Below are 19,495 nucleotides of genomic sequence, written 5' to 3'. Positions count from 1 at the left end.
CCCCGCCGTGGGCTCTGGTGGGCCCCGGGGCGCCGCCGTGGGCCCTGCGCGGCCCTATGTCGGTGGTTGGCGGGGGGCGGCCGGGGCCGTTCAGTCCCCGGCCCGCGGCGACTTTCGCCAGCACGCCGCAACCCACCCCGCAATAGGGGCAGGTGGTCCTCACCTCGCGCGCTTCGCCCAGTTCCATGCTTCAGGCCGCGCGGCTGGCCAGCGCTTTCAGCGCAATGAACAGGAGCTCGCCTTCGATCCGCACAGGAATGGTGCGCACGGCGCCCTCGTCGGCGCCGAGCGCCTTGCCCGTCTCCAGCGAGATGACCCAATTGTGCAAGGGACAGGTGACGGCGGTGCCGTGGACGATGCCTTGGCTCAGCGGCCCACCTCTGTGCGGGCAATGATCGTCGATGGCGTAGACCTGATCGTCCTGCGTGCGGAAGACGGCGATCTTACCCTCGGGTGTGTCGACGCAGCGCGCGCCACGCCGCGGGATGTCGGAGAGTGAGCCGATCGATATCCAGTCCATTTTGATCACTCCGCCGCCTGCGCAAACCCGACAGAAGCCATTGGCCGGAACTCGTGCTTGTCCTTGCCGGAGACGCGTTCCGACCACGGGTCGACCTGGGCGAATTTCTGGCTGAAGACGAAGCGCTCGTAATAGGCCTTGCGCTTTGCACCGTCGTCCATGATCTGGCGCTTGATCTCGGGGATGCCGATGCGCTTGGCCCATTTGTAGATGCGCTCGAGATAGCGGCCCTGCTCGCGATACATCTGCGTCAGCGCGACGATATGCTCCAGCGCCTCGTCCTCGGTCTTGACCAGGCCAAGCACTTCGGTGCCCTTGATGTCGAGGCCGGCGGCGCCGGCGAAATGGATCTCGTAGCCACTGTCGACACAGATCACGCCGACATCCTTGCAGGTCGCCTCGGCGCAGTTGCGCGGACAGCCCGACACCGCCATTTTAACCTTGGCCGGGGTCCACGAGCCCCACATGAATTTCTCGATGCGAATGCCGAGGCCGGTCGAATCCTGCGTGCCGAAGCGGCACCAGTCGGAGCCGACACAGGTCTTCACCGTGCGCAGGCCCTTGGCGTAAGCATGGCCTGAGACGAAGCCGGCCTGGCCGAGATCGGCCCACACCGCCGGCAGATCCTCCTTGCGGATGCCCAGCATGTCGATGCGCTGGCCGCCGGTGACCTTGACCATCGGTATCTCGAACTTGTCGACGACGTCGGCGATGGCGCGCAGTTCGGCGGCGTTGGTGACGCCGCCCCACATGCGCGGCACCACCGAATAGGTGCCGTCCTTCTGGATGTTGGCGTGGACGCGTTCGTTGATGAAGCGCGACTGATAGTCGTCGGCGTAATCGTTCGGCCAGTCGCAGACGAGGTAGTAGTTGAGCGCCGGCCGACATTTTGCGCAGCCGCAGGAGGTCGTCCATTCCAGCTCCTGCATGACGGCGGGAATGGTCTTCAGGCTCTTGGCGATGATCAGCCGGCGCACCTCGTCATGGCCGAGCGTGGTGCAGCCGCACATCGGTTGCACGGCGGCCGGGTTGTATTTGTCGCCGATGGTCAGCACCATCAGCTTCTCGACCAGCCCGGTGCACGAACCGCAGGAAGCCGATGCCTTGGTGTGGGCGCGCACGTCGTCGAGCGAAGCCAGGCCCTTGGCCGTGATCGCGCCGGTGATCTTTCCCTTGCAAACGCCGTTGCAGCCGCAGATTTCCGCATCATCCGGCAAGGCTGCAACGGCCGCCATAGGGTCCAGCGGGGCACCCCCCTGGTAGGACTGGCCGAAGATGAGCGTGTCGCGCATCTCCGATATGTCGGTCTGCTTCTTCTTGAGATCGTTGAACCAGGCCCCATCCGCCGTCTCGCCATAAAGCACGGTGCCGATGATGCGGTCGTCCTTGAGCACAAGGCGCTTGTAGACGCCGGCGGCGGCATCGCGCAGCACGATCTCCTGGCGGTCCTCGCCTTCGGCGAAGTCGCCAAGCGAGAACAGGTCGATGCCGGTGACCTTGAGCTTGGTCGGCGTGTCCATGTGGACGAAGGCCGCTGCCTCGTTGCCGGCCAACTGGTTCGCGGCAACGCGCGCCATCTCATAGAGCGGCGCGACCAGCCCGTAGACCTGGCCGTAGACCTCGGCGCATTCGCCGAGCGCGTAGATGTCGGGGTCATTGCTGCGCATGCCGGCATCGACGACAATACCACGATTGACGGCTATGCCGGCCTCCCTGGCCAGCGCCGCATTCGGCCGGATGCCAACCGCCATCACCACCAGCGTTGCCGGGATGATGGTGCCGTCGGCAAGCTCCACCTGCCCGACCTTGCCGTTGCCGGTGATCGCCTGGGTGTTGGCCTTGGTGATGACCTTGATGCCGCGCTGTTCCACCGCGCGCTGCAGGAGATAGCCGGCGGCTGGATCGAGCTGGCGCTCCATCAATGTCGGCATGACATGCAGCACGGTGACGTCCATGCCTTGGGCGTTCAAACCTGCTGCCGCCTCCAGCCCGAGCAGGCCGCCGCCGATGACCACGGCCTTGGCGCGCGACTGGGCGGCAAGCATCATGGCCTGAACATCGTCGAGGTCGCGATAGGTCAGCACCCCCGGCAGATCATGGCCGGGCACCGGAATGATAAAGGGCACCGATCCGGTGGCGATGACGAGCTTGTCGTAAGGCTCGGTGACGCCGTGATCGGAGGTGACTGTCTTGGCCGCCCGGTCGATGGCGACGATCTTGTGACCTTTGTAGAGGGTGATGTTGTTGGCGATGTACCAGCCGTCGCCGTGGATGATGATTTCCTCATAGGCCTTTTCGCCGGAGAGAACCGGCGACAGCATGATGCGGTCGTAGTTCACCCGCGGCTCGGCGTTGAAAATGGTCACGGTGTAGCGGCCCGGCGCCTGTTCGAGCAGATGCTCCAGCATGCGCCCGGGGGCCATGCCGTTGCCGATGATGACGAGTTTTTCGGTCATGGCGTTACTCCGCGGCTTCGACGAAGCGGTGGCGTTCATAGAGGAACTTCAGCACCGCTTCGCGGCAGCGCAGGAAGGTGCGGTCGGAAGAGAGTTCGACGCGTCGACGCGGCCGCAGCAGCGGCACCGCAAGCACCTCGCCGATTGTCGCCGCCGGACCGTTGGTCATCATGACGATGCGGTCGGACAACAGCACCGCCTCGTCGACATCGTGGGTGATCATGATCGTCGTCGAGCCGAGCCTGGAATGGATGTCCATGACCGCATCCTGCAGATGGGCGCGCGTCAGCGCGTCGAGTGCCCCGAACGGCTCGTCGAGCAAAAGGATCTTCGGCTCCATGGCAAGCGCCCGGGCAATGCCGACGCGCTGCTTCATGCCGCCCGATATTTCGGCCGGCCGCTTGTCCTTGGCATGGGCCATCTGCACGAGATCGAGATTGCGCATGATCCAGTCATGTCGCTCGGTCCTGCTCTTGGAACGGCCAAAGACTTTCGACACCGCCAGGCTGATGTTTTCGTAGACGGTGAGCCATGGCAGCAGGCTGTGGTTCTGGAACACCACGGCGCGCTCGGGTCCGGGGCTGTCGACCTCCTTGTTTTCAAGCAGCACGGCGCCGGCGGAAACCTTGGTCAGCCCGGCGATCAGATTGAGCAAGGTCGACTTGCCACAGCCGGAATGGCCGATGATGGAGACGAATTCGCCCTTGTCGATGGTCAGCCTGATGTCCTTGAGCACCTCGCTGACCTGACCGCCGCGGGCAAAGGATTTGTCGATATGGTCGAGCTTCAGATAGGCCGTCATCGCCCTCTCCTCACTTTGCCGTTGTGCCGCGGGTGACGAAAGCGCCGACCGCAGCGACCAGGCGGTCGAGGCAGAAGCCGGTGACGCCGATATAGGCGAGCGCGACGATGATGTCGGGCAGCCGCGACGAGTTCCAGGCGTCCCAGATGAAGAAGCCGATGCCGACGCCGCCGGTCAGCATTTCGGCGGCGACGATGGCGAGCCAGGACAGGCCGATGCCGATTCTGAGGCCGGTGAAGATGTAGGGTGCGGCGGCCGGAACCATGATCTTGACGAAGAATTCGAACTGGTTGAGCCGCAAGATGCGCGAGACGTTGCGGTAGTCTTCCGGAATGTTTCGCACGCCGACGGCGGTGTTGATGATGATCGGCCAGATCGAGGTGATGAAGATAACGAACAGCGCCGACGGGCTGGAATCGCGGAAAGCAGCCAGTGACAGCGGCAACCAGGCCAGCGGCGGCACGGTGCGCAGTATCTGGAACACCGGATCGAGGCCACGCATGGCCCAGATCGACTGGCCGACCAGGGCGCCGAGCGCGACGCCGACGATCGCCGCCAGGCCGAAGCCGATGGCGACGCGCTGCAGAGAGATCAGCACCCGCCACGCAAGGCCGATATCCTGCGGGCCGTTGTTGAAGAACGGATGCGCGATCAGATCATAGGCCTCGTTCCACACCTGGCTGGGCGGCGGCAGGCTGGCGGTCGGCGACGAGCAGGCGATCTGCCACACGACCAGCATGAAGGCGATAACGATGACCGGCGGCACCAGGGCGGTGGCCAGCCTGCCGGCGATCGCGATCGGGTCGAAGCGGCGCCGCGCTTTGGCGGTGAAAGCGATGACCGCGGCAGGCTTGGCGGGGAACGCCTTCACCGTGGTTTCCTCAATGGCTTGGATGGACATGTCTGGGTATAACTCCGGGGTCGATGCGGGCGACAACGGCGAAGCGCCGTTGCGCTGGGGCGACAAACGGCGCAACGCACCGTTTGCGCTGGTCAAGCCGATGCCTTGATCTTCAGGCTGTCGAGATAGGCCGACGGGTTGGCCGGGTCGAAAATCTTGCCGTCGAAGAAGGTCTCGACGCCGCGCGACGACGAGGCCGGAATATCGGCTGCGGCAACGCCGAGATCCTTCGCCGCCTCGCGCCAGATATCCTCGCGATTGACCTGATCGACCAGCGTCTTGATGTCGGTGGTCGGCGCGAATTTTCCCCAACGGATGTTTTCGGCGAGGAACCAGCTGTCGTGGCTCTTGTAGGGATAGGAGACGCCACCCTTCCAGAATTTCATGTAGAGGTCAGTGCCGGTGGCCACGCGGCCGTTGCCGTAGTTGATGTCGCCCTTGAGGCGGCCGATAATGTCGGCGACAGGCACGTTCATCCATTGCCGCTTGCCGATGATGGCGGCCATCTCGTCCTTGTTCTCCGTGGCCTCGCACCATTGCTGGGCCTCCATGACGGCCATCACGATCGCCTTGGTGGCGTTCGGGTATTTGTCGATGAATTCGGCGCGCAGGCCGAGCGCCTTTTCGGGATGACCCTTCCACAGTTCGCCGGTGGTGGCGGCGGTGAAACCAACGCCTTGGTGGACGAGCTGTTCGTTCCACGGTTCGCCAACGCAGAACACGTCCATGTTGCCGACTTTCATGTTGGCGACCATCTGCGGCGGCGGCACGACAATGGTCGAGACGTCCTTGTCGGGATCGATGCCGCCGGCGGCCAGCCAGTAACGGAGCCACAAATCATGAGTGCCGCCCGGGAACGTCATGGCGGCCTTGATTTCCTTGCCTGCCGCCTTCTTGGCGGCGAAAGCGTCCTTCAGCTTGGAGGCGTCGAGGCCGACACCGGTGCCGGCGTATTCCTGCGCAACCGAAATGCCCTGGCAGTCGTAGTTGAGCCGCGCCACGATAGCCATCGGCATCGGCTGGTTGTTCTGCGTCACCTTGCCGGTGTGCATGAGATACGGCAGCGGCGTCAGGATGTGAGCGCCGTCGATGCCGTTGGCTTCGCCGCCGAGCATCAGATTGTCGCGCGTCGCGCCCCAGGAGGCCTGCTTGAGCACCTCGACGTCGGGCATGCCGAACTTGGCGAACAGCCCCTTCTCCTTGGCGATCATCAGCGGCGCCGCGTCGGTCAGCGCGATGAAGCCGAGCTTGGCGCCGGTGACCTCCGGAGCGGTCGTGGCGGCATAGGCGCCCGAGGGGAAGAGCTTGCGGGCCGCCACGAACAGGCCGGCCGTCATGGCGCTGCTGACAAGAAAATCGCGGCGCGTCACATCCTTGAGCGATGTTCCCGTCCCGATCCATTTCCCTATTTTTTCTTTCATCGTGATCTCCGGTTGAACGCTTCGTCGAGTGGCCCAAAACAAAAAAGCCGCCGTCCAGGCCTCGCGCGTCCGTACATCCGGGATCGCGTCGTTGACCTGAGCGGCAGCTTTGCCTGTGGCGCCCGCCATTGGACGCCTGTTCCGTGACCCGCGAAGGGCCTGGCTAATTCAAAGCAGGAACCGTGCCAGTTCTGAGTGAAACGAAAAACCTAAATGAAATCAACATTACGCGCCAGACGCCGGCACGCGAGGCGACATCGCAAGCAGGTCAAAGATTGTTCATTACAGCAATCGCACGCACATTTTTTGTGCAATGCACAAGAATGGCGCGAGAATGATCAGGCTTCCGCGCGAGCCGCTTTCTGGCGCGCAATATAGCCGTCGATCTCGTCGGGGTCGAAGGTCTGACCGTCGAAGAAGCCGTCCGGCCCAAGCACCAAGCCTGCCCCGGTCGCACCGACAGCCGTGGCGACCTTAAGCGCGCCCTCGACCTTCGCATTGGCGCCGGGAAGTGCAACGCCAAGCGGCTTTAGCGCCGAGCGGTAGAGGTCGGGACGGTAGCAGTCACGGGCGATAGCAAGGTTTTCCGGCGTGTGCTCGACATGCCCCCAGCGCACCATCTGCGTATAGAACCACAGCGCATGGCTCTTCCACGGAAAGTTCGCCGCCTTGTCGAAGGGCAGGAAGAAGTCGTCGACATCCAGTTCGGCGCCGCCGCCCAGTTCAAGATGGCCGGTCAGGATCGGCATCTGGACAGCTGGTGGCAGGCCCAGGAAGCCAGCTTGAGCCATCACACCAGCCAGTTCGGCGTGGTTGCCCCGATCCTGGCACCAGCGCGCCGAATGATGCAGCGCGCGCAGCAATGCTGCCAGCGCGACCGGGTTCTCCTGCGACCAGGCCTTGCGCACGCCGATCACCTTCTCCGGACTGTTGCGCCACAGCAGCGCCTTGACGGTGACGATATGGCCGGTGCCGGCGGCGACCGAGGCGCTGTTCCAGGGCTCGCCGACGCAGTAGCCGTCGATCCGCCCGGCGACCAGCGCATCGGCCATGAAGGGCGGTGGCACGATGACGATCTCGATCTCGCGCTCCGGATCGATGCCGCACCCGGCAAGCCAGTAGCGCAGTTCGTAATTATGCCCCGAATGCGGGTGCACCACGGCAAAGCGCAGCGGATCGCCGCCAGCCCCGGCGCGGTCGCGAATGAAGGCACCGAGGGCTGCGCCCGCGCGCGCGGGCTCAAGATCGGGTATGGCGCCGTGTGCCGCCATGCCTTCCCAGACGGCGTTGGAGATGGTGATGCAATTGCCGCCAAGCCCGAGCGAAAACGGCACGATGGTCTCGGAAGCAAGCGGCGTCAGCCCGAGATTGCAGGCGAGCGGCATCGGCCCCAGCATGTGCGCCAGGTGGAAATGGCCGATGGCGATGCGGTCGCGGATGTTGGCCCAGGAGGTCTCGCGGTGCAGTGTGAGATCGATGCCCTCGCGTGCGGCAAATCCAAGCTCACCCGCCGCAACCAGCACGGCACTGTCGAAGAGCGGCATGAAGCCGGCGGTGATCTGGTGCTCGGCGCTCATGCTCATTCGTCCTCCGACGGCCCGAGCAGCCCGGCGGCAGTCACCAGGCTCTGGGCAATGTCGCCGATCTTGCGGTTCTGGTTCATCGCCGTCTTGCGCAGCAGCGTGTAGGCGGCCTCTTCGGTCAGGCCGCGCGACTTCATCAGGATGCCCTTGGCACGGTCGATCACCTTGCGGCTCTCAAGCTCCCCTCGAACCTCTTCCAGCTCGCGCGCCATGCGCGAGAAAGCGTTGAAGCGGCTGACCGCCATGTCCAGGATCGGCTTGACGCGCTCTTGCCTGAGGCCGTCGACCACATAGGCCGAAACGCCGGCATCGACCGCCGCTTCGATCGATGCCTGGTCCGATCGGTCGACGAACATGGCGATCGGCCGCTTCACCGCACGCGACAGCTGGAACATGTTTTCCAGCATGTCGCGGTTCGGGTTTTCCAGATCGATGACGATGACGTCCGGCTCGATCTCGGCGATGCGCCGCGCAATGCCGGTCACGTCGTGGATGACGGTGACCCGCTCATGGCCGGCCTCGCGCAAACCTGCCTCGATGATCGCGGCGCGGATACGGTTTTCGTCGATGACCAGGACGGCGAGTGAGCTGCGGACCATGCGTGCATTGTGGGCAAGGTCGCAAAATTGTGCAATGCGGCATGGTCACAGGCTCCCGCCGCGGAGCAACCCCCGACCGACAACGACCCGGTCTAGGTGGTCGGGACAGGGAATGCAGCGCAACGCTGGCACTGGTGATGACAGCCTTGCCGGTCGCCTGGTGCCCTACCCAACGGTCTAGGTGCGATGAGACTTGCACCGCAACATCGGCTTGTTAAAGGTGGGGGCAACGACGGACATAGCTGTCCTTGCTCGCCGATCTGACCGGAAGGTTACCGCACGATGCTGCTCATGAATCGACGATTGGGAGCCAGCAAGCTGGCGCGCCCGGCACGGCGTCTCGGAGGCCTGACGACGAAGTTTGCCCTGATTGCCGGGCCGTTCGTCCTTGGGATCGCCCTCCTGCTGGCTGGCCCGGCACAGGCGCAGTCACCGGCCGCCGTCGCGCCCGACAAGGTCAAACAGCTGTTCGAGCTTCTCGACGATCCGTCGGTGAAGGCCTGGGTGGCCGAGCAACGAAATCCGGCCGCTGGATCAACGGAAGCGCCTGCTGCGGCTGGCGCTCCGCCGGCCGACGCCGTGGCCGCACCGGGCCAGATGAATACAATGGCATCCTCGACGCTCGATCGGATCAAGCATCACATCGAGAAAATCGTGCGAACCGTGCCCACACTGCCAGGCCAGTTCGCGCGCGTCCGGGCCCAGACAATGGACGATATGTCCAGCAAGGGCCCCGTCAGCATATTGGTGCTGATTGCGATCTTTATCGCTGCCGGCCTGGCGCTCACCTGGGCAATATACAAGCTCACCCGTCCATTTCGTCTTTGGATCATCGCGCAACCCAGAGATACGCCCATCGGGCGGGCCAAGAAGATCGGCGGCCGCACGCTTTATTCCAGCATGATGATCGGCTCGTTCGCGCTGGGCAGCGCCGGTGCGTTCATGCTGTTCGACTGGCCAGCGCTCATCCGCGAGATTGTGCTGACATTTCTGATGGCTGCGGTCTTTACGTGGGCTGTGCGCCTATACGTGATGGCCACGCTCGTCCCTTCTTTCATGGAGGTCGAGCACGCCATCGAGGTTCGTGCCCTGCCGATCACCAACGGAGCTGCTGACCATTGGGCTTATTGGCTGCCCCGGATCGTCGGCGTTTTCGCCTTCTTCGCCGCCGCGTTTGTCCTCTTGCCGGGTCTCGGCATAGACCAGGACGGAATGATGGTCCTGTCGGTGGGCGCCGATTTCATCCTGCTGTTGCTCTTCCTGCTGGCCATTTGGCGTCGGCCAAGAACGCAGCGAGACGGCGCGCGCCACAGCGGTCACACGGCAGTGACATGGTTGTTGACGGCTTATTTCGTCGTTCTGTTCCTCGAACGCATTGCCGGCCTCTACACATTCTTCTGGTTTACCTTCACCGCATTCTTCCTGCCTTTGGCAATTGTGCTGACAGAGCGCGGGGTTAATTTCGTCCTGCGGCCCGGTTCGGAAGATGCGGGCCGGCCGACGATCCCGGCGGTGACGATCGCTGTCATCGATCGCGGTATCCGGATGATTTTCATCCTCGCGGCGGCTTACCTTCTCGCACGCGTACTGGGCCTGGACATGCAATCCATGCGCGGCAGCGATACGACCACCATGCTCATATTGCGCGGCTTGATCAACGTCGTGGTCATTGCCCTTGCTGCCGATTTCGGCTGGTCGATCATCAAAGCCTTGATCGAACGAAAGCTGGGCGTCGCGATACCGCAAGCCGTGATGGGCGAGGAGGACATCCTCACCCTCGATCCGCATCAGGCGCGGCTGCACACGCTGTTGCCGATCATTCAGAACATTCTGCTCGCGGTGATCATCGTGATGGCGGTGCTGATGATGCTCGCTTCGATCGGAATCCAGATCGGCCCGCTGATCGCCGGCGCCGGCGTCGTCGGCGTCGCCGTGGGTTTTGGCGCGCAAACCATCGTCAAGGACGTGATCTCTGGCGTGTTTTATCTGCTCGACGATGCTTTCCGTGTCGGCGAATACATTTCATCGGGCAGCTACAGGGGTACGGTGGAGAGCTTTTCGCTGCGCTCGGTGAAGCTGCGCCACCATCGTGGTCCGCTGTTCACGATACCTTTCGGCGAACTCGGCGCCGTGCAGAACCAGAGCCGTGACTGGGTCACCGACAAATTCAACATCACCGTTGGCTATGACACCGATATCGACTTTGCTCGCAAACTGATCAAGCGAATTGGCCTGGAACTGGCGGAAGATCCGGAGTTCAAACACTGGGTGATCGAACCGATCAAGATGCAGGGGGTGCAGGAGTTCGGCGAGTACGGCATCGTCTTGAGGGTCAAGGTCACGACCAGACCTGGAGGCGCCTTCAGCATGAAAGGCAGGTTCTTTTTGCGCCTCCGCCAGGCCTTCAAGGAGCAGGGCATCGAGCTCCCATTCCCGACCGTCCACGTCCAGGGGCTGCAAGACCCGCATGGGACAGAGAATGCGCGTTTGGAGGTCACACCTGAATTACGAATGGCCGTCGCCCAGTCGCACACCAATCGGCGCAGAAAAAAAGCCGGCACAACGGAGTAGGACGCTGTGATACCCGCCGGTCGCAACACGGCTTTCCGCGCAAAGCCTGGACCCGCGACACCACGCTAGTCGAGCTGCCGATAGCGACGACCTGATCGCCGCCAACCAGCACCAGCGTGGCGTTCTGAGGTCAAGCTTGACGAAAAGAGCAGATATGCTGGCCTTTCCGCGAGGCTCAGAGCGCAATCCAGGCGGTCTTGAGGTCGACAAATTTCTCCAGCGCATGCAGCGACTTGTCACGGCCGAAACCGGACTGTTTGACGCCGCCAAGCGGCACGGTGATATCGGCTCCGCCATAGGTGTTGACGTGGACGACACCGGCGTTGATGGCGCGCACCATGCGATGGGCCGTGGAAAGATTGGCGGTCCACACCGCCGAGGCAAGTCCGTAGACAGTGGAGTTGGCCAGATGCACCGCCTCCTCCTCGGTCTCGAAGCGCATCACGCCGAGCACCGGTCCGAACACCTCCTCGCGCGCCAACTGCATCTCTTGCGTCACGTTCTCGAAGATCGTCGGCGCCATGTAGCTGCCGCCGGTCTCGGTCAGTATCCGTTCGCCACCGGCGACGAGACGGGCGCCTTCGGCTTGCGCCATGGCGACGAAGCCGAGATTCTTGTCCAGCTGTTCGGCGCTCGATACCGCACCGATATCGCTGGCGAGATCGAGCGGGTCGCCGACCTTGAGCCGCGTGGTTGCCGAGACAAGTTCGTCCATGAAAAGATCATAGACCGACGACTGGACGAGCAGACGCGAGCCCGCCACGCAGACCTGGCCTGAATTGCGAAAGATGCCGTTGGCCGAGACGACCGCCGCCTGCTTCAGGTCCGGAGCGTCGGCAAAGACGATGTTGGGCGACTTGCCGCCAAGCTCAAGGAAGACCCGCTTCAAATTGGAACGGGCGGAGTATTCGAGCAGCCGCCGGCCGACCGGCCCCGATCCGGTAAAGGCGATGGCGTCGACATCCATATGGAGGCCAAGCGCTTCGCCGGCGACAGCACCATGACCGGTAACGACGTTGAACACGCCTTCGGGAAGTCCAGCCTCGCTTGCGAGTTCGGCCAGCCGCAGCAAGGTCAGCGAGGCGATCTCCGGCGGCTTGACGACGACGCTGTTGCCGGTGGCCAGTGCGGGCGCAATCTTCCAGGCACCGATCATCAGCGGGAAGTTCCACGGCACGATGACGCCGACGACACCGAGTGGCTCCCTGTGGATCAGCCCGAGCACATTGTCGGCCGTCGGCGCGATCTCGCCATAGACCTTGTCGATCACCTCGGCGTAGTAGCGGATGGTGCCGGCCGCCGACAGCGGCTCGGCCTTGTAAGCCATGCCGATCTCGGTGCCGTTGTCGCGCACGCCAAGCACGGCCAGCTCATCGACATGTTTTTCGATCAGCTCGGCAAATTTCGTCAGCACCTTCTTGCGAAAGGCAGGGGCGGCGCGCGACCATGAACCCTTCTCGAATGCTTTTCGCGCCGATCGGACCGCGCGATCGATGTCGGCCGCATTGCCGTCGGCGATGCTGGCAAAAGGGCGGCCGTCGATCGGCGAAATCACCGCCAGCGTCGCGCCGCTCGTCGCTGCGGCCTGTACGCCATCGATAAACAAGCCCCGCTCGCCGATCTCCGTCTTGCGCAGCGCGTCGATGGCATTCTGGCTGATCATTGATGGCGGACTCCCAGGGAAACATACAACGTGGTTGGCGCGCGGAATTCCCAGCCGCGAAACACCGGCACCTTGCCCGGCACCAGGCTGAGATCGGGGAAGCGCAGGAGCAGCAGCCTTAACGCAAGGCACATCTGCTCGCGCGCGAAAAACCGGCCCGAACAGAAATGATGACCAAAGCCGAAGGCGGCATGATTGCCTTCCCTGCGGTTGATGTCGAAGCGGTCTGGATCGGCAAAGCGGCTCTCGTCGCGGCTTGCCGAGGAGACAAGTGCAGCGATCGCGGCGCCGGCAGGGATGGTTACGCCGCCAAGCTCGACCGCCTGCGTCGTCTGCCGCGTCTGGGTTCCGATCGGCGCCACCCAGCGCAAGCCTTCATCGACAGCCCTGGGCACAAAGGTCTCGGGATCGGCGAGCACCTGCCGCAATTGTTCGGGATGCGCAAGCAGGCCGGCGAGGATCGAACCGGCACCATGTCCGGGCTCCTGCATGCCGCCAAGCAGAATGACCTTGATGCTCGGCATCAAGAAATCGATCGGCCGCGTCGTGCCTTCCGGCATGCCGTCATGCAGCATATGCGACAGCGCCGAGTCGTCGGGGGCGCGCGCAAGTCTATCCAGAGTCGGCCGGATGGCAGCGCCGACCTCGGCGCTGATCGCGTCGGCGATCTCTTGCCGTTTTGGGTCGTTCTCGAAATTGATGGCGCCCTGCGCGAGGCCATAGAACCAGCGGCGCAGCGTCGCCATGTCGATGTCGACAAGGCCCAGCGAGCGCGCCAGGCTGAGCGTCGACACCGGCTCGAAATAATCCGCCATCAGCTCGGCGGAGCCTTGTTCGGCGATCCGGTCGAGAAAAGGTTCGGCAATCGACCGCACGAGGTCGCCGGCATAGGCGGCGACGGTGCGCGGCCGGTATTTCGGATCGACGCCTTGGCGCAGCTGTCTGTGCGTTTCGCCGTCGGTGGTCAGGATGGTCGGCTTGCCGAACGAGCGTTCGACCGGAGACGTACCGACGACGGCGGAGAAGATGTCGGGTGACTTTGCGACGGTCTCGACGTCCTTCCAGCGGGTGACGAACCAGAGATTGACCGCCGGCACGAAAGCGACAGGCGCGCTGCGCCGCAGTTCCGCATAGATCGGATACGGATCGGCTTCCAGCGCCTCAACGGTGATGCTCTCGGCAAAGCTCAACGCCGTTACTCCCTTTGCGATGGAAAGGGGCGGCGCCGAACGCGCTACCCCCTTGTCCTTTGTCCCTAGTCCTTCAGCGGCACCCCGAGATTTTCGAAGGCAACCGGATCCCGGCTCTTCAACGCACCGGCAAGCAGCAGGCCGACCACCGCGGCGATCAGCACCAGTCCCGGCAGGAACACGCCAAGGAAGCCACCGGCCCCGGACAGGCTGCCGAAATTGATGACGATCAGGTAGATGATAACGACGAAAGCGATGAAGGCCAGCCCAGGCAGGATGGTGGTCTTCAGCGCATTCTCCTGCGTCGACGGGTTGGCGCCGAAGTACATCACCACGGCGAGCGAGGCCACCGCCATCATGACGATGACTCCCAGCGTCGCGACATTGGTCAGCCAGGAAAACAGCGCCAGCACCGGATCGAGGCCGAGTACCGCGAACAGTCCGATGACGATCGCGGCCAACACGCTCTGGATGACGGAAGCCACATGCGGGCTCTGGTGCACTGAATGCGTCACGCCGATCGCTTCGGCCAACAGCTTCTCGCGGCCCGAGACGTAGATGTAGCGGGCAACCGCGTTGTGGAACGCCAGCACGCCGGCAAACAGGCTCGACACGAACAGAATGCCCATGGCGTGCGACAGCATGGTTCCGGCGTAGCGGTCGGACAGGCCGAACAGGAAAGTCGTCGGATCCTGAAGCGCCTGCAGTGCGGGCAACAATTTGTCGACGCCGGCGCCGACCGCCATCAGCCAGGCCGTGACCATGTAGAAGACGCCGATCAGCAACACTGAGAAATAGGTGGCGCGCGGAATCGTCACCTTGGGGTCGCGGGCTTCCTCGGCGTAGATCGTCGTCGCCTCGAAACCAATGAAGGCGGCGAAACAGAACAGGATGGCGATGGCGGGCGAGCCGCTGACGATCTGGCTCCAGCTGAACGGCGCCGCCGAGAGACCACTGTCGCCACCGGTCTTGAGGATGGCGAGGTCTAGCACCAGCACAACGATGTATTCGCACAGCACCAGCACCGTCAGGATCTTGGCCGACAGGTCGACCTGGCGGTAGCCCAACACCGCGACGATGGCAACGGCGATGAAGCTCCACACCCACCAGGGCAGGTCGATGCCCCAGCCGGCGAACAGGCCGGCGGTCGCGGCCCCCAGCAGGCCCATGACCCCGATCTGCATGGCGTTGTAGGACAGGATCGCGATGATTGCGGTTGCGCCGCCGGCAAAACCGCCCAGCCCGCGCGCGGCATAGGCATAGAACGCGCCGGCATTGCCGACATGGCGCGACATGGCGACGTAGCCGACCGCAAACAGCAGCAGCAACACGGTCACGATAAGATAGGTGCCGGCAAAGCCCGCCCCATTGCCCATAAGCATGCCGAGCGGCGTGCCGCCGGCGACCGCGGTGAGCGGCGCCGCCGCCGAAATCACCATGAAGGTGATAGCGCCGACGCCAAGACTGTTCTTGCGCAGCCTGTTGGCGGGCGCCTGTTCCGAAACTGCTGACATTTGTCCCTCCAGTTTTACGAACCCCTGGGTTCGCGGCCGCTCGGCCTGTTCCCTGAATGCCATCGGTTCATTATTTGAACCCTTATTTTGAATATAGACTTGCAAAGAATGCCGATGCCTGTCAAGTTAATTCACACATTAAGTTTCTATCCGAGCGGGAGGCTGGATGGGTACGGTCGGCAAGGCGATTTCACTTCTGGAGCTGTTCACGGTGGACGAACCCGAGTTCGGACTTTCCGATCTCGCGCGGCGGTGTGCGTTCGACAAGGCGACGACGCGGCGGCTGCTGGTGGCGCTTGGCGGCCATGGTTTCGTCGAGCAGGATGCCGGCACGCGGCACTATCGCCTCGGCGCCGGCCTGTCGCGGCTGGCGCGTATCCGCGAAGCCTGCTTCCCGTTCCTGCAAACGGCAATTCCCGTGGCGCAGGATCTGGCGGGTTCGACAACCGAGACGGTGCATCTGTCGGAATTCGGCGTCGACAGACTGATCACCGTCCATGTCGAGCATTCAAGCTGGGCAAACAGGGTGAACATCGATATCGGCCAGCTTCTGCCGCTGCATTCCACCGCCTCCGGCATCGCCTATCTGGCCTTCGCCGACAACGCGACGGTGAAAGCATGCCTGACAGGTTCGCTTGAGGCCTTCACCGATCATACCCTCGTCGAGCCGGCCGCCATTTCAAAGTCGATCGGCGAGGCGCGCGACCGCGGCTATTCGATCTGCGACCAGGGCCATGAGGACGGCGTGATCGGCGTCGCGGCTGCAATCCGCGCCGCCGATGGTCTTGCGCTGGGGACAATTGCGGTGGCAGCCCCGAAGGCCAGGACGACACCGGCTACGATCGTGGAACGAGGGCTTGCGGTTGTGACCGCGGCACGGGAGATTTCGATGCGCCTCAATGGCGAAAACCTGCAAACCCTGAGGAGGCAGGCCTGATGTCTGCAGATATGGCGACGCCCCGCATCCTGGTCATCGGCACGGGCGACACCAAGACCGACGAACTGCTGTTCATGAAAGCGTGTATCGAGGCATCCGGTGGCCGCGCCGTGATGATGGATGTTAGCGTGCTAGGCGCCCCCGCCTATAGTCCCGATCACGACAAGCATGCCGTTGCGCGGGCCGCTGGCGTGACGATGGCCGAAATCGTCTCGAGCGGCGATGAAAACACCGCCATGACATTGATGGCCGTCGGCGCCGTTCAGCTGGTGCGCCAGCTTCACCAGCGCGGCGAGATCGACGCCTTCATCGCCATCGGTGGTTCGATGGGAACCGATTTGGCGCTCGATGTCGCGCTGTGCCTGCCGCTCGGCGTGCCGAAATTCGTAGTCTCGACCATCGCCTACTCGCATCTCATTCCGCCCGAGCGTGTCGCGCCCGACCTGATGATGATCCTGTGGGCAGGCGGGCTCTACGGCCTCAACACCATCTGCAAGCTGGTCCTTTCCCAGGCCTGCGGCGCGGTGGTCGGTGCGGCGAGGATCGTGCTTGCATCTCGTGCTTCGGCCCCGGCGGTCGGACCGACCATCGGCATGACTTCGCTGGGCAGCAGTTGCCTGCGCTATATGAAGACGCTGAAGCCGGCGTTGGAGCAGCGCGGCTATGACGTCGCAGTCTTTCACACCACCGGGATGGGGGGCCGGGCCTTCGAATCGATCGCCAGCCAGGACCATTTCTGCGCGGTGTTCGACTTCAGCCTGCAGGAGATCACCAATCATCTTGCCGGTTCGGTCGTCAGCTCCGGCGCCGACCGGCTGGAGAATGCCGGCGCCCGCGGCATTCCGCAGATCGCAGCCCCTGGCGCCGTGGACATGGTCGATTTGCCGACCTGGCAGGCGCTGCCGACAAAGTTCGCGCAGCGGCCGTTCCATGCTCATAACAGGTTGATCGGCTCGATCACCGTCGATGCCGCCGACCGCCGTGAAGTCGCCAGGACCATCGCCGCCAAGCTCGGTGCGTCGAAGGGGCGCTCCGCTTTCATCCTGCCCTCCGGCGGCATCCAGGAATGGGATGCGCAGGGCGAGCCGCTGTACGAACCCGAAGCCCTCGCGGCGTTCACCGATGAGATGCGCAAGGCCATTCCCGCCGGCGTCGAGTTCCACGAGATCGACGCCCACATCAACAGCGACGAGTTCGTCGGCAAGGCGCTCGAAATCTTCGACCGCTGGGTCGAGGAAGGCATCATCCCGCGCGGCATGCCGGCCAAGGGAGTGGCTGCGTGAGCGCTGTTCCTGCCCAGGCGCTCGTCCTCGATTTCGGCGGCGTCGTCACCCGGACCATTTTCGAGACCCATGCCTTGACCGAACAGGCGCTCGGCCTCGCGCCGGGAACGCTGCAATGGCACGGGCCGTTCGACCCGGATTCAGATCTGCTGTGGCGCTCCATGCAGGCCGACGAGATCAGCGAGCGCGATTATTGGCGCACCCGCACCAGCGAAGTCGGCCGGCTCGTCGGCGAGGACTGGCAGGCGATGGAGACATTCGTCCAGCGCGCACGCGGAGCCGAGCCGGAAAAGATCGTGCGGCCCGAAGCCGTCCGCGCCATCCGGACCGTGCATGCGGCGGGATTTCGCCTGGCGATCCTGTCCAACGAGCTAGATCTGTTCTATGGCGCCGGCTTCCGTCAGCGGCTGCCGCTGCTCGAGCTGTTCGACACCATCGTTGACGCCACCTATACCCGCATCCTCAAGCCCGATCCGCGCGCCTATGCCTTCGTCACCGAGGCGCTTGGCCTGCCTGCCGGCGCCTGTGTGTTCGTTGACGACCAGCAGCGCAATGTCGATGGCGGCCGTGCCGCCGGCATGCGCACCGTTCATTTCGACGTCGCGCGGCCGGCACTTTCCTATGCCGAGGCCCTCGGCCATTTCGACCTCATCTCCTGAGACATTTGCGGAGCCTTGCGATGCGCGACATCAATTTCCTCACCGAGAAAAACGCCAAGCCGATCTGGCATCCGATGGCACACCCGGCCGAGATGCGGGCCAACCCGCCAAAGGTGATCATGAAAGGCGAAGGCGTGATGGTCACCGACATCGACGGCAACACCGTGCTCGATGCGGTTGGCGGCCTGTGGAACGTCAATCTCGGCTACTCCTGCGACCCCATTAAGAAGGCCATCGCCGACCAGCTCAGCGCCCTGCCCTACTATTCCGGGTTTCGCGGCACGTCGACCGGCCCGTCGATCGAGCTCGCTTACGAACTCAGCGAATGGTTCGAACCGGAAGGCATGGTGCGGACCTTCTTCACCTCGGGCGGCTCGGATTCGGTCGAAACCGCACTGCGGCTCGCCCGCCAATACTGGAAGATCCGCGGCCAGGGCGACCGGACAAAATTCCTCGCGCTGAAGAAGGGCTATCACGGCACCCATTTCGGTGGCGCGTCAGTCAACGGCAACGCCAATTTCCGCCGCAACTATGAGCCGCTTATGCCCGGCGTCTTCCACATTCCCGCACCCTGGACCTTCCGCAATCCGTTCGATGAGACCGATCCGGCGCGGCTGGCCAAACTGTGCGCCAAAGCGCTGGAGGACGAGATCGCCTTCCAGGGCGGCGACACCATTGCCGCCTTCATCATGGAGCCGGTTCTCGGCGCCGGCGGCGTCATCGTTCCGCATGCCAGCTTCATGCCGCTGGTCCGCGAGATATGCGACCGCCACGAAATCCTGCTGATCGCCGACGAGGTGGTCACGGGCTTCGGTCGCACCGGCGCCTGGTCGGGTTCGCGGCTATCCGGCGTGAAGCCGGATTTCATGACCATCGCCAAGGCGATCACCTCGGGCTATTTCCCGCTCGGCGCCACCTTGATCGGCGCCAAGGTCGCCGACGTCTTCGAGGCCGACAAGACCAGCTTCGGGGCGATCGGTCATGGCTATACCTATTCCGGCCATCCTGTCGGCTGCGCGGCAGGGCTGGCTGCACTTGCCGAGACCAAGCGGCTTCGCCTGGACGAGAACGCAGCCGCGCGCGGCATCGAGCTCGCGGCGACGCTGGAGGGGCTAAAAGCCAAGCACGCGATCGTCGGCGACATCAGGTACAAGGGCCTGATGGCTGCGCTAGAGCTGGTCTCCGATCGCACGACGAAAAAGCCGGTGGACAAGAAGACCATGGCCGTGGTTTCGGAAGCCACTTATGACGCCGGCGTCATGCTGCGCGTGTCCGGCAACAACATCATCCTGTCGCCGCCGCTGATCATCGGCGCCGCCGACGTGGCAAAGATCGGCGAGGCCATCGATGCAGGTCTGTCGAGGGCCTGATAGACCCGCTGACGCAATGGAGTTTG

General features: G+C 63.6%; 15 protein-coding genes and 1 pseudogene. 5 read left to right on the top strand and 11 right to left on the bottom strand.

Translation table 11 applies throughout. The annotated features are described in order from the left end of the window. Positions 1-99 precede the first annotated feature (99 nt). From NKJ58_RS24665 to NKJ58_RS24630, 8 genes and pseudogenes are all read right to left on the bottom strand, one after another. Positions 100-187 (bottom strand): annotated as a pseudogene (locus NKJ58_RS24665) (hypothetical protein); the annotation flags it as partial. A 3-nt stretch (positions 188-190) separates the two neighbouring features. Further along, on the bottom strand, positions 191-520 hold the full coding sequence (gene nirD / locus NKJ58_RS24660; protein ID WP_023686954.1) for a nitrite reductase small subunit NirD: 330 nt from the start codon (positions 518-520) through the stop codon (positions 191-193). Between the two features lie 5 nt (positions 521-525). Next, entirely contained in the window at positions 526-2,976 is a 2,451-nt protein-coding gene (gene nirB / locus NKJ58_RS24655) for a nitrite reductase large subunit NirB (RefSeq protein WP_023686953.1), read from the bottom strand. A 4-nt stretch (positions 2,977-2,980) separates the two neighbouring features. Continuing rightward, positions 2,981-3,778, bottom strand: a complete 798-nt coding sequence (locus NKJ58_RS24650; protein ID WP_023667847.1) for an ABC transporter ATP-binding protein — start codon at positions 3,776-3,778, stop codon at positions 2,981-2,983. Positions 3,779-3,788: 10 nt separating this feature from the next. Next, complete coding sequence (gene ntrB, locus NKJ58_RS24645; RefSeq protein WP_023682697.1) at positions 3,789-4,679, bottom strand: nitrate ABC transporter permease; 891 nt, start codon at positions 4,677-4,679, stop codon at positions 3,789-3,791. A 92-nt stretch (positions 4,680-4,771) separates the two neighbouring features. Further along, positions 4,772-6,100 carry a CmpA/NrtA family ABC transporter substrate-binding protein gene (locus tag NKJ58_RS24640; RefSeq protein ID WP_023704740.1) on the bottom strand — a complete coding sequence of 443 codons (1,329 nt, stop codon included), beginning with the start codon at positions 6,098-6,100 and terminating at the stop codon, positions 4,772-4,774. A gap of 338 nt (positions 6,101-6,438) precedes the next feature. Then, positions 6,439-7,677: a CmpA/NrtA family ABC transporter substrate-binding protein gene (locus NKJ58_RS24635; RefSeq protein WP_031261862.1), complete on the bottom strand. Its 1,239-nt coding sequence runs from the start codon at positions 7,675-7,677 to the stop codon at positions 6,439-6,441. Between the two features lie 2 nt (positions 7,678-7,679). Further along, the gene (locus NKJ58_RS24630) at positions 7,680-8,282 is read right to left on the bottom strand and encodes an ANTAR domain-containing response regulator (RefSeq protein WP_023667842.1); all 603 of its coding nucleotides are present in this window, start codon (positions 8,280-8,282) and stop codon (positions 7,680-7,682) included. A gap of 282 nt (positions 8,283-8,564) precedes the next feature. Here NKJ58_RS24630 and NKJ58_RS24625 point away from each other — a divergent pair, with 282 nt between their 5' ends. After that, positions 8,565-10,853 carry a mechanosensitive ion channel family protein gene (locus tag NKJ58_RS24625; protein WP_352854002.1) on the top strand — a complete coding sequence of 763 codons (2,289 nt, stop codon included), beginning with the start codon at positions 8,565-8,567 and terminating at the stop codon, positions 10,851-10,853. 175 nt (positions 10,854-11,028) lie between these two features. On the opposite strand, the gene NKJ58_RS24620 is transcribed toward NKJ58_RS24625, so the two are convergent. The 3 genes from NKJ58_RS24620 to NKJ58_RS24610 form a co-directional block, all read right to left on the bottom strand. After that, positions 11,029-12,516: an aldehyde dehydrogenase gene (locus NKJ58_RS24620; protein ID WP_352854000.1), complete on the bottom strand. Its 1,488-nt coding sequence runs from the start codon at positions 12,514-12,516 to the stop codon at positions 11,029-11,031. Continuing rightward, entirely contained in the window at positions 12,513-13,706 is a 1,194-nt protein-coding gene (locus tag NKJ58_RS24615; protein WP_352811966.1) for a cytochrome P450, read from the bottom strand. Before NKJ58_RS24615 ends, NKJ58_RS24620 begins: the two co-directional genes overlap by 4 nt. 65 nt (positions 13,707-13,771) lie before the next feature. Then, entirely contained in the window at positions 13,772-15,220 is a 1,449-nt protein-coding gene (locus NKJ58_RS24610) for an APC family permease (RefSeq protein WP_352811968.1), read from the bottom strand. A 166-nt stretch (positions 15,221-15,386) separates the two neighbouring features. Between NKJ58_RS24610 and NKJ58_RS24605 the strand changes: the two genes are divergently transcribed. Genes NKJ58_RS24605 through NKJ58_RS24590 form a run of 4 tightly spaced genes read left to right on the top strand, consistent with a single transcriptional unit; the run spans position 15,387 to position 19,469 of the window. Then, the gene (locus NKJ58_RS24605; protein ID WP_023686944.1) at positions 15,387-16,157 is read left to right on the top strand and encodes an IclR family transcriptional regulator; all 771 of its coding nucleotides are present in this window, start codon (positions 15,387-15,389) and stop codon (positions 16,155-16,157) included. Continuing rightward, positions 16,157-17,440, top strand: a complete 1,284-nt coding sequence (locus NKJ58_RS24600) for a Tm-1-like ATP-binding domain-containing protein (RefSeq protein WP_023686943.1) — start codon at positions 16,157-16,159, stop codon at positions 17,438-17,440. The genes NKJ58_RS24605 and NKJ58_RS24600 overlap by 1 nt, the downstream gene beginning before the upstream one ends. Continuing rightward, positions 17,437-18,099: an HAD family hydrolase gene (locus NKJ58_RS24595; protein WP_352811971.1), complete on the top strand. Its 663-nt coding sequence runs from the start codon at positions 17,437-17,439 to the stop codon at positions 18,097-18,099. The genes NKJ58_RS24600 and NKJ58_RS24595 overlap by 4 nt, the downstream gene beginning before the upstream one ends. 20 nt (positions 18,100-18,119) lie before the next feature. Further along, a complete protein-coding gene (locus NKJ58_RS24590) occupies positions 18,120-19,469 on the top strand; it encodes an aminotransferase class III-fold pyridoxal phosphate-dependent enzyme (protein WP_352519551.1) in 1,350 nt (449 codons plus the stop codon). Positions 19,470-19,495: the final 26 nt, after the last annotated feature.

The sequence above is a fragment of the Mesorhizobium sp. M0139 genome (assembly GCF_040322455.1).
Classification (GTDB): domain Bacteria; phylum Pseudomonadota; class Alphaproteobacteria; order Rhizobiales; family Rhizobiaceae; genus Mesorhizobium.
This window is presented reverse-complemented; position numbering and strand designations above follow the sequence as displayed.

Coding starts and splice junctions, on each gene's coding strand:
- nirD (WP_023686954.1), bottom strand. CDS start 520: ATGGACTGGATATCGATCGGCTCACTCTCCGACATCCCGCGGCGTGGC.
- nirB (WP_023686953.1), bottom strand. CDS start 2,976: ATGACCGAAAAACTCGTCATCATCGGCAACGGCATGGCCCCCGGGCGC.
- NKJ58_RS24650 (WP_023667847.1), bottom strand. CDS start 3,778: ATGACGGCCTATCTGAAGCTCGACCATATCGACAAATCCTTTGCCCGC.
- ntrB (WP_023682697.1), bottom strand. CDS start 4,679: ATGTCCATCCAAGCCATTGAGGAAACCACGGTGAAGGCGTTCCCCGCC.
- NKJ58_RS24640 (WP_023704740.1), bottom strand. CDS start 6,100: ATGAAAGAAAAAATAGGGAAATGGATCGGGACGGGAACATCGCTCAAG.
- NKJ58_RS24635 (WP_031261862.1), bottom strand. CDS start 7,677: ATGAGCGCCGAGCACCAGATCACCGCCGGCTTCATGCCGCTCTTCGAC.
- NKJ58_RS24630 (WP_023667842.1), bottom strand. CDS start 8,282: ATGGTCCGCAGCTCACTCGCCGTCCTGGTCATCGACGAAAACCGTATC.
- NKJ58_RS24625 (WP_352854002.1), top strand. CDS start 8,565: ATGCTGCTCATGAATCGACGATTGGGAGCCAGCAAGCTGGCGCGCCCG.
- NKJ58_RS24620 (WP_352854000.1), bottom strand. CDS start 12,516: ATGATCAGCCAGAATGCCATCGACGCGCTGCGCAAGACGGAGATCGGC.
- NKJ58_RS24610 (WP_352811968.1), bottom strand. CDS start 15,220: ATGTCAGCAGTTTCGGAACAGGCGCCCGCCAACAGGCTGCGCAAGAAC.
- NKJ58_RS24605 (WP_023686944.1), top strand. CDS start 15,387: ATGGGTACGGTCGGCAAGGCGATTTCACTTCTGGAGCTGTTCACGGTG.
- NKJ58_RS24600 (WP_023686943.1), top strand. CDS start 16,157: ATGTCTGCAGATATGGCGACGCCCCGCATCCTGGTCATCGGCACGGGC.
- NKJ58_RS24590 (WP_352519551.1), top strand. CDS start 18,120: ATGCGCGACATCAATTTCCTCACCGAGAAAAACGCCAAGCCGATCTGG.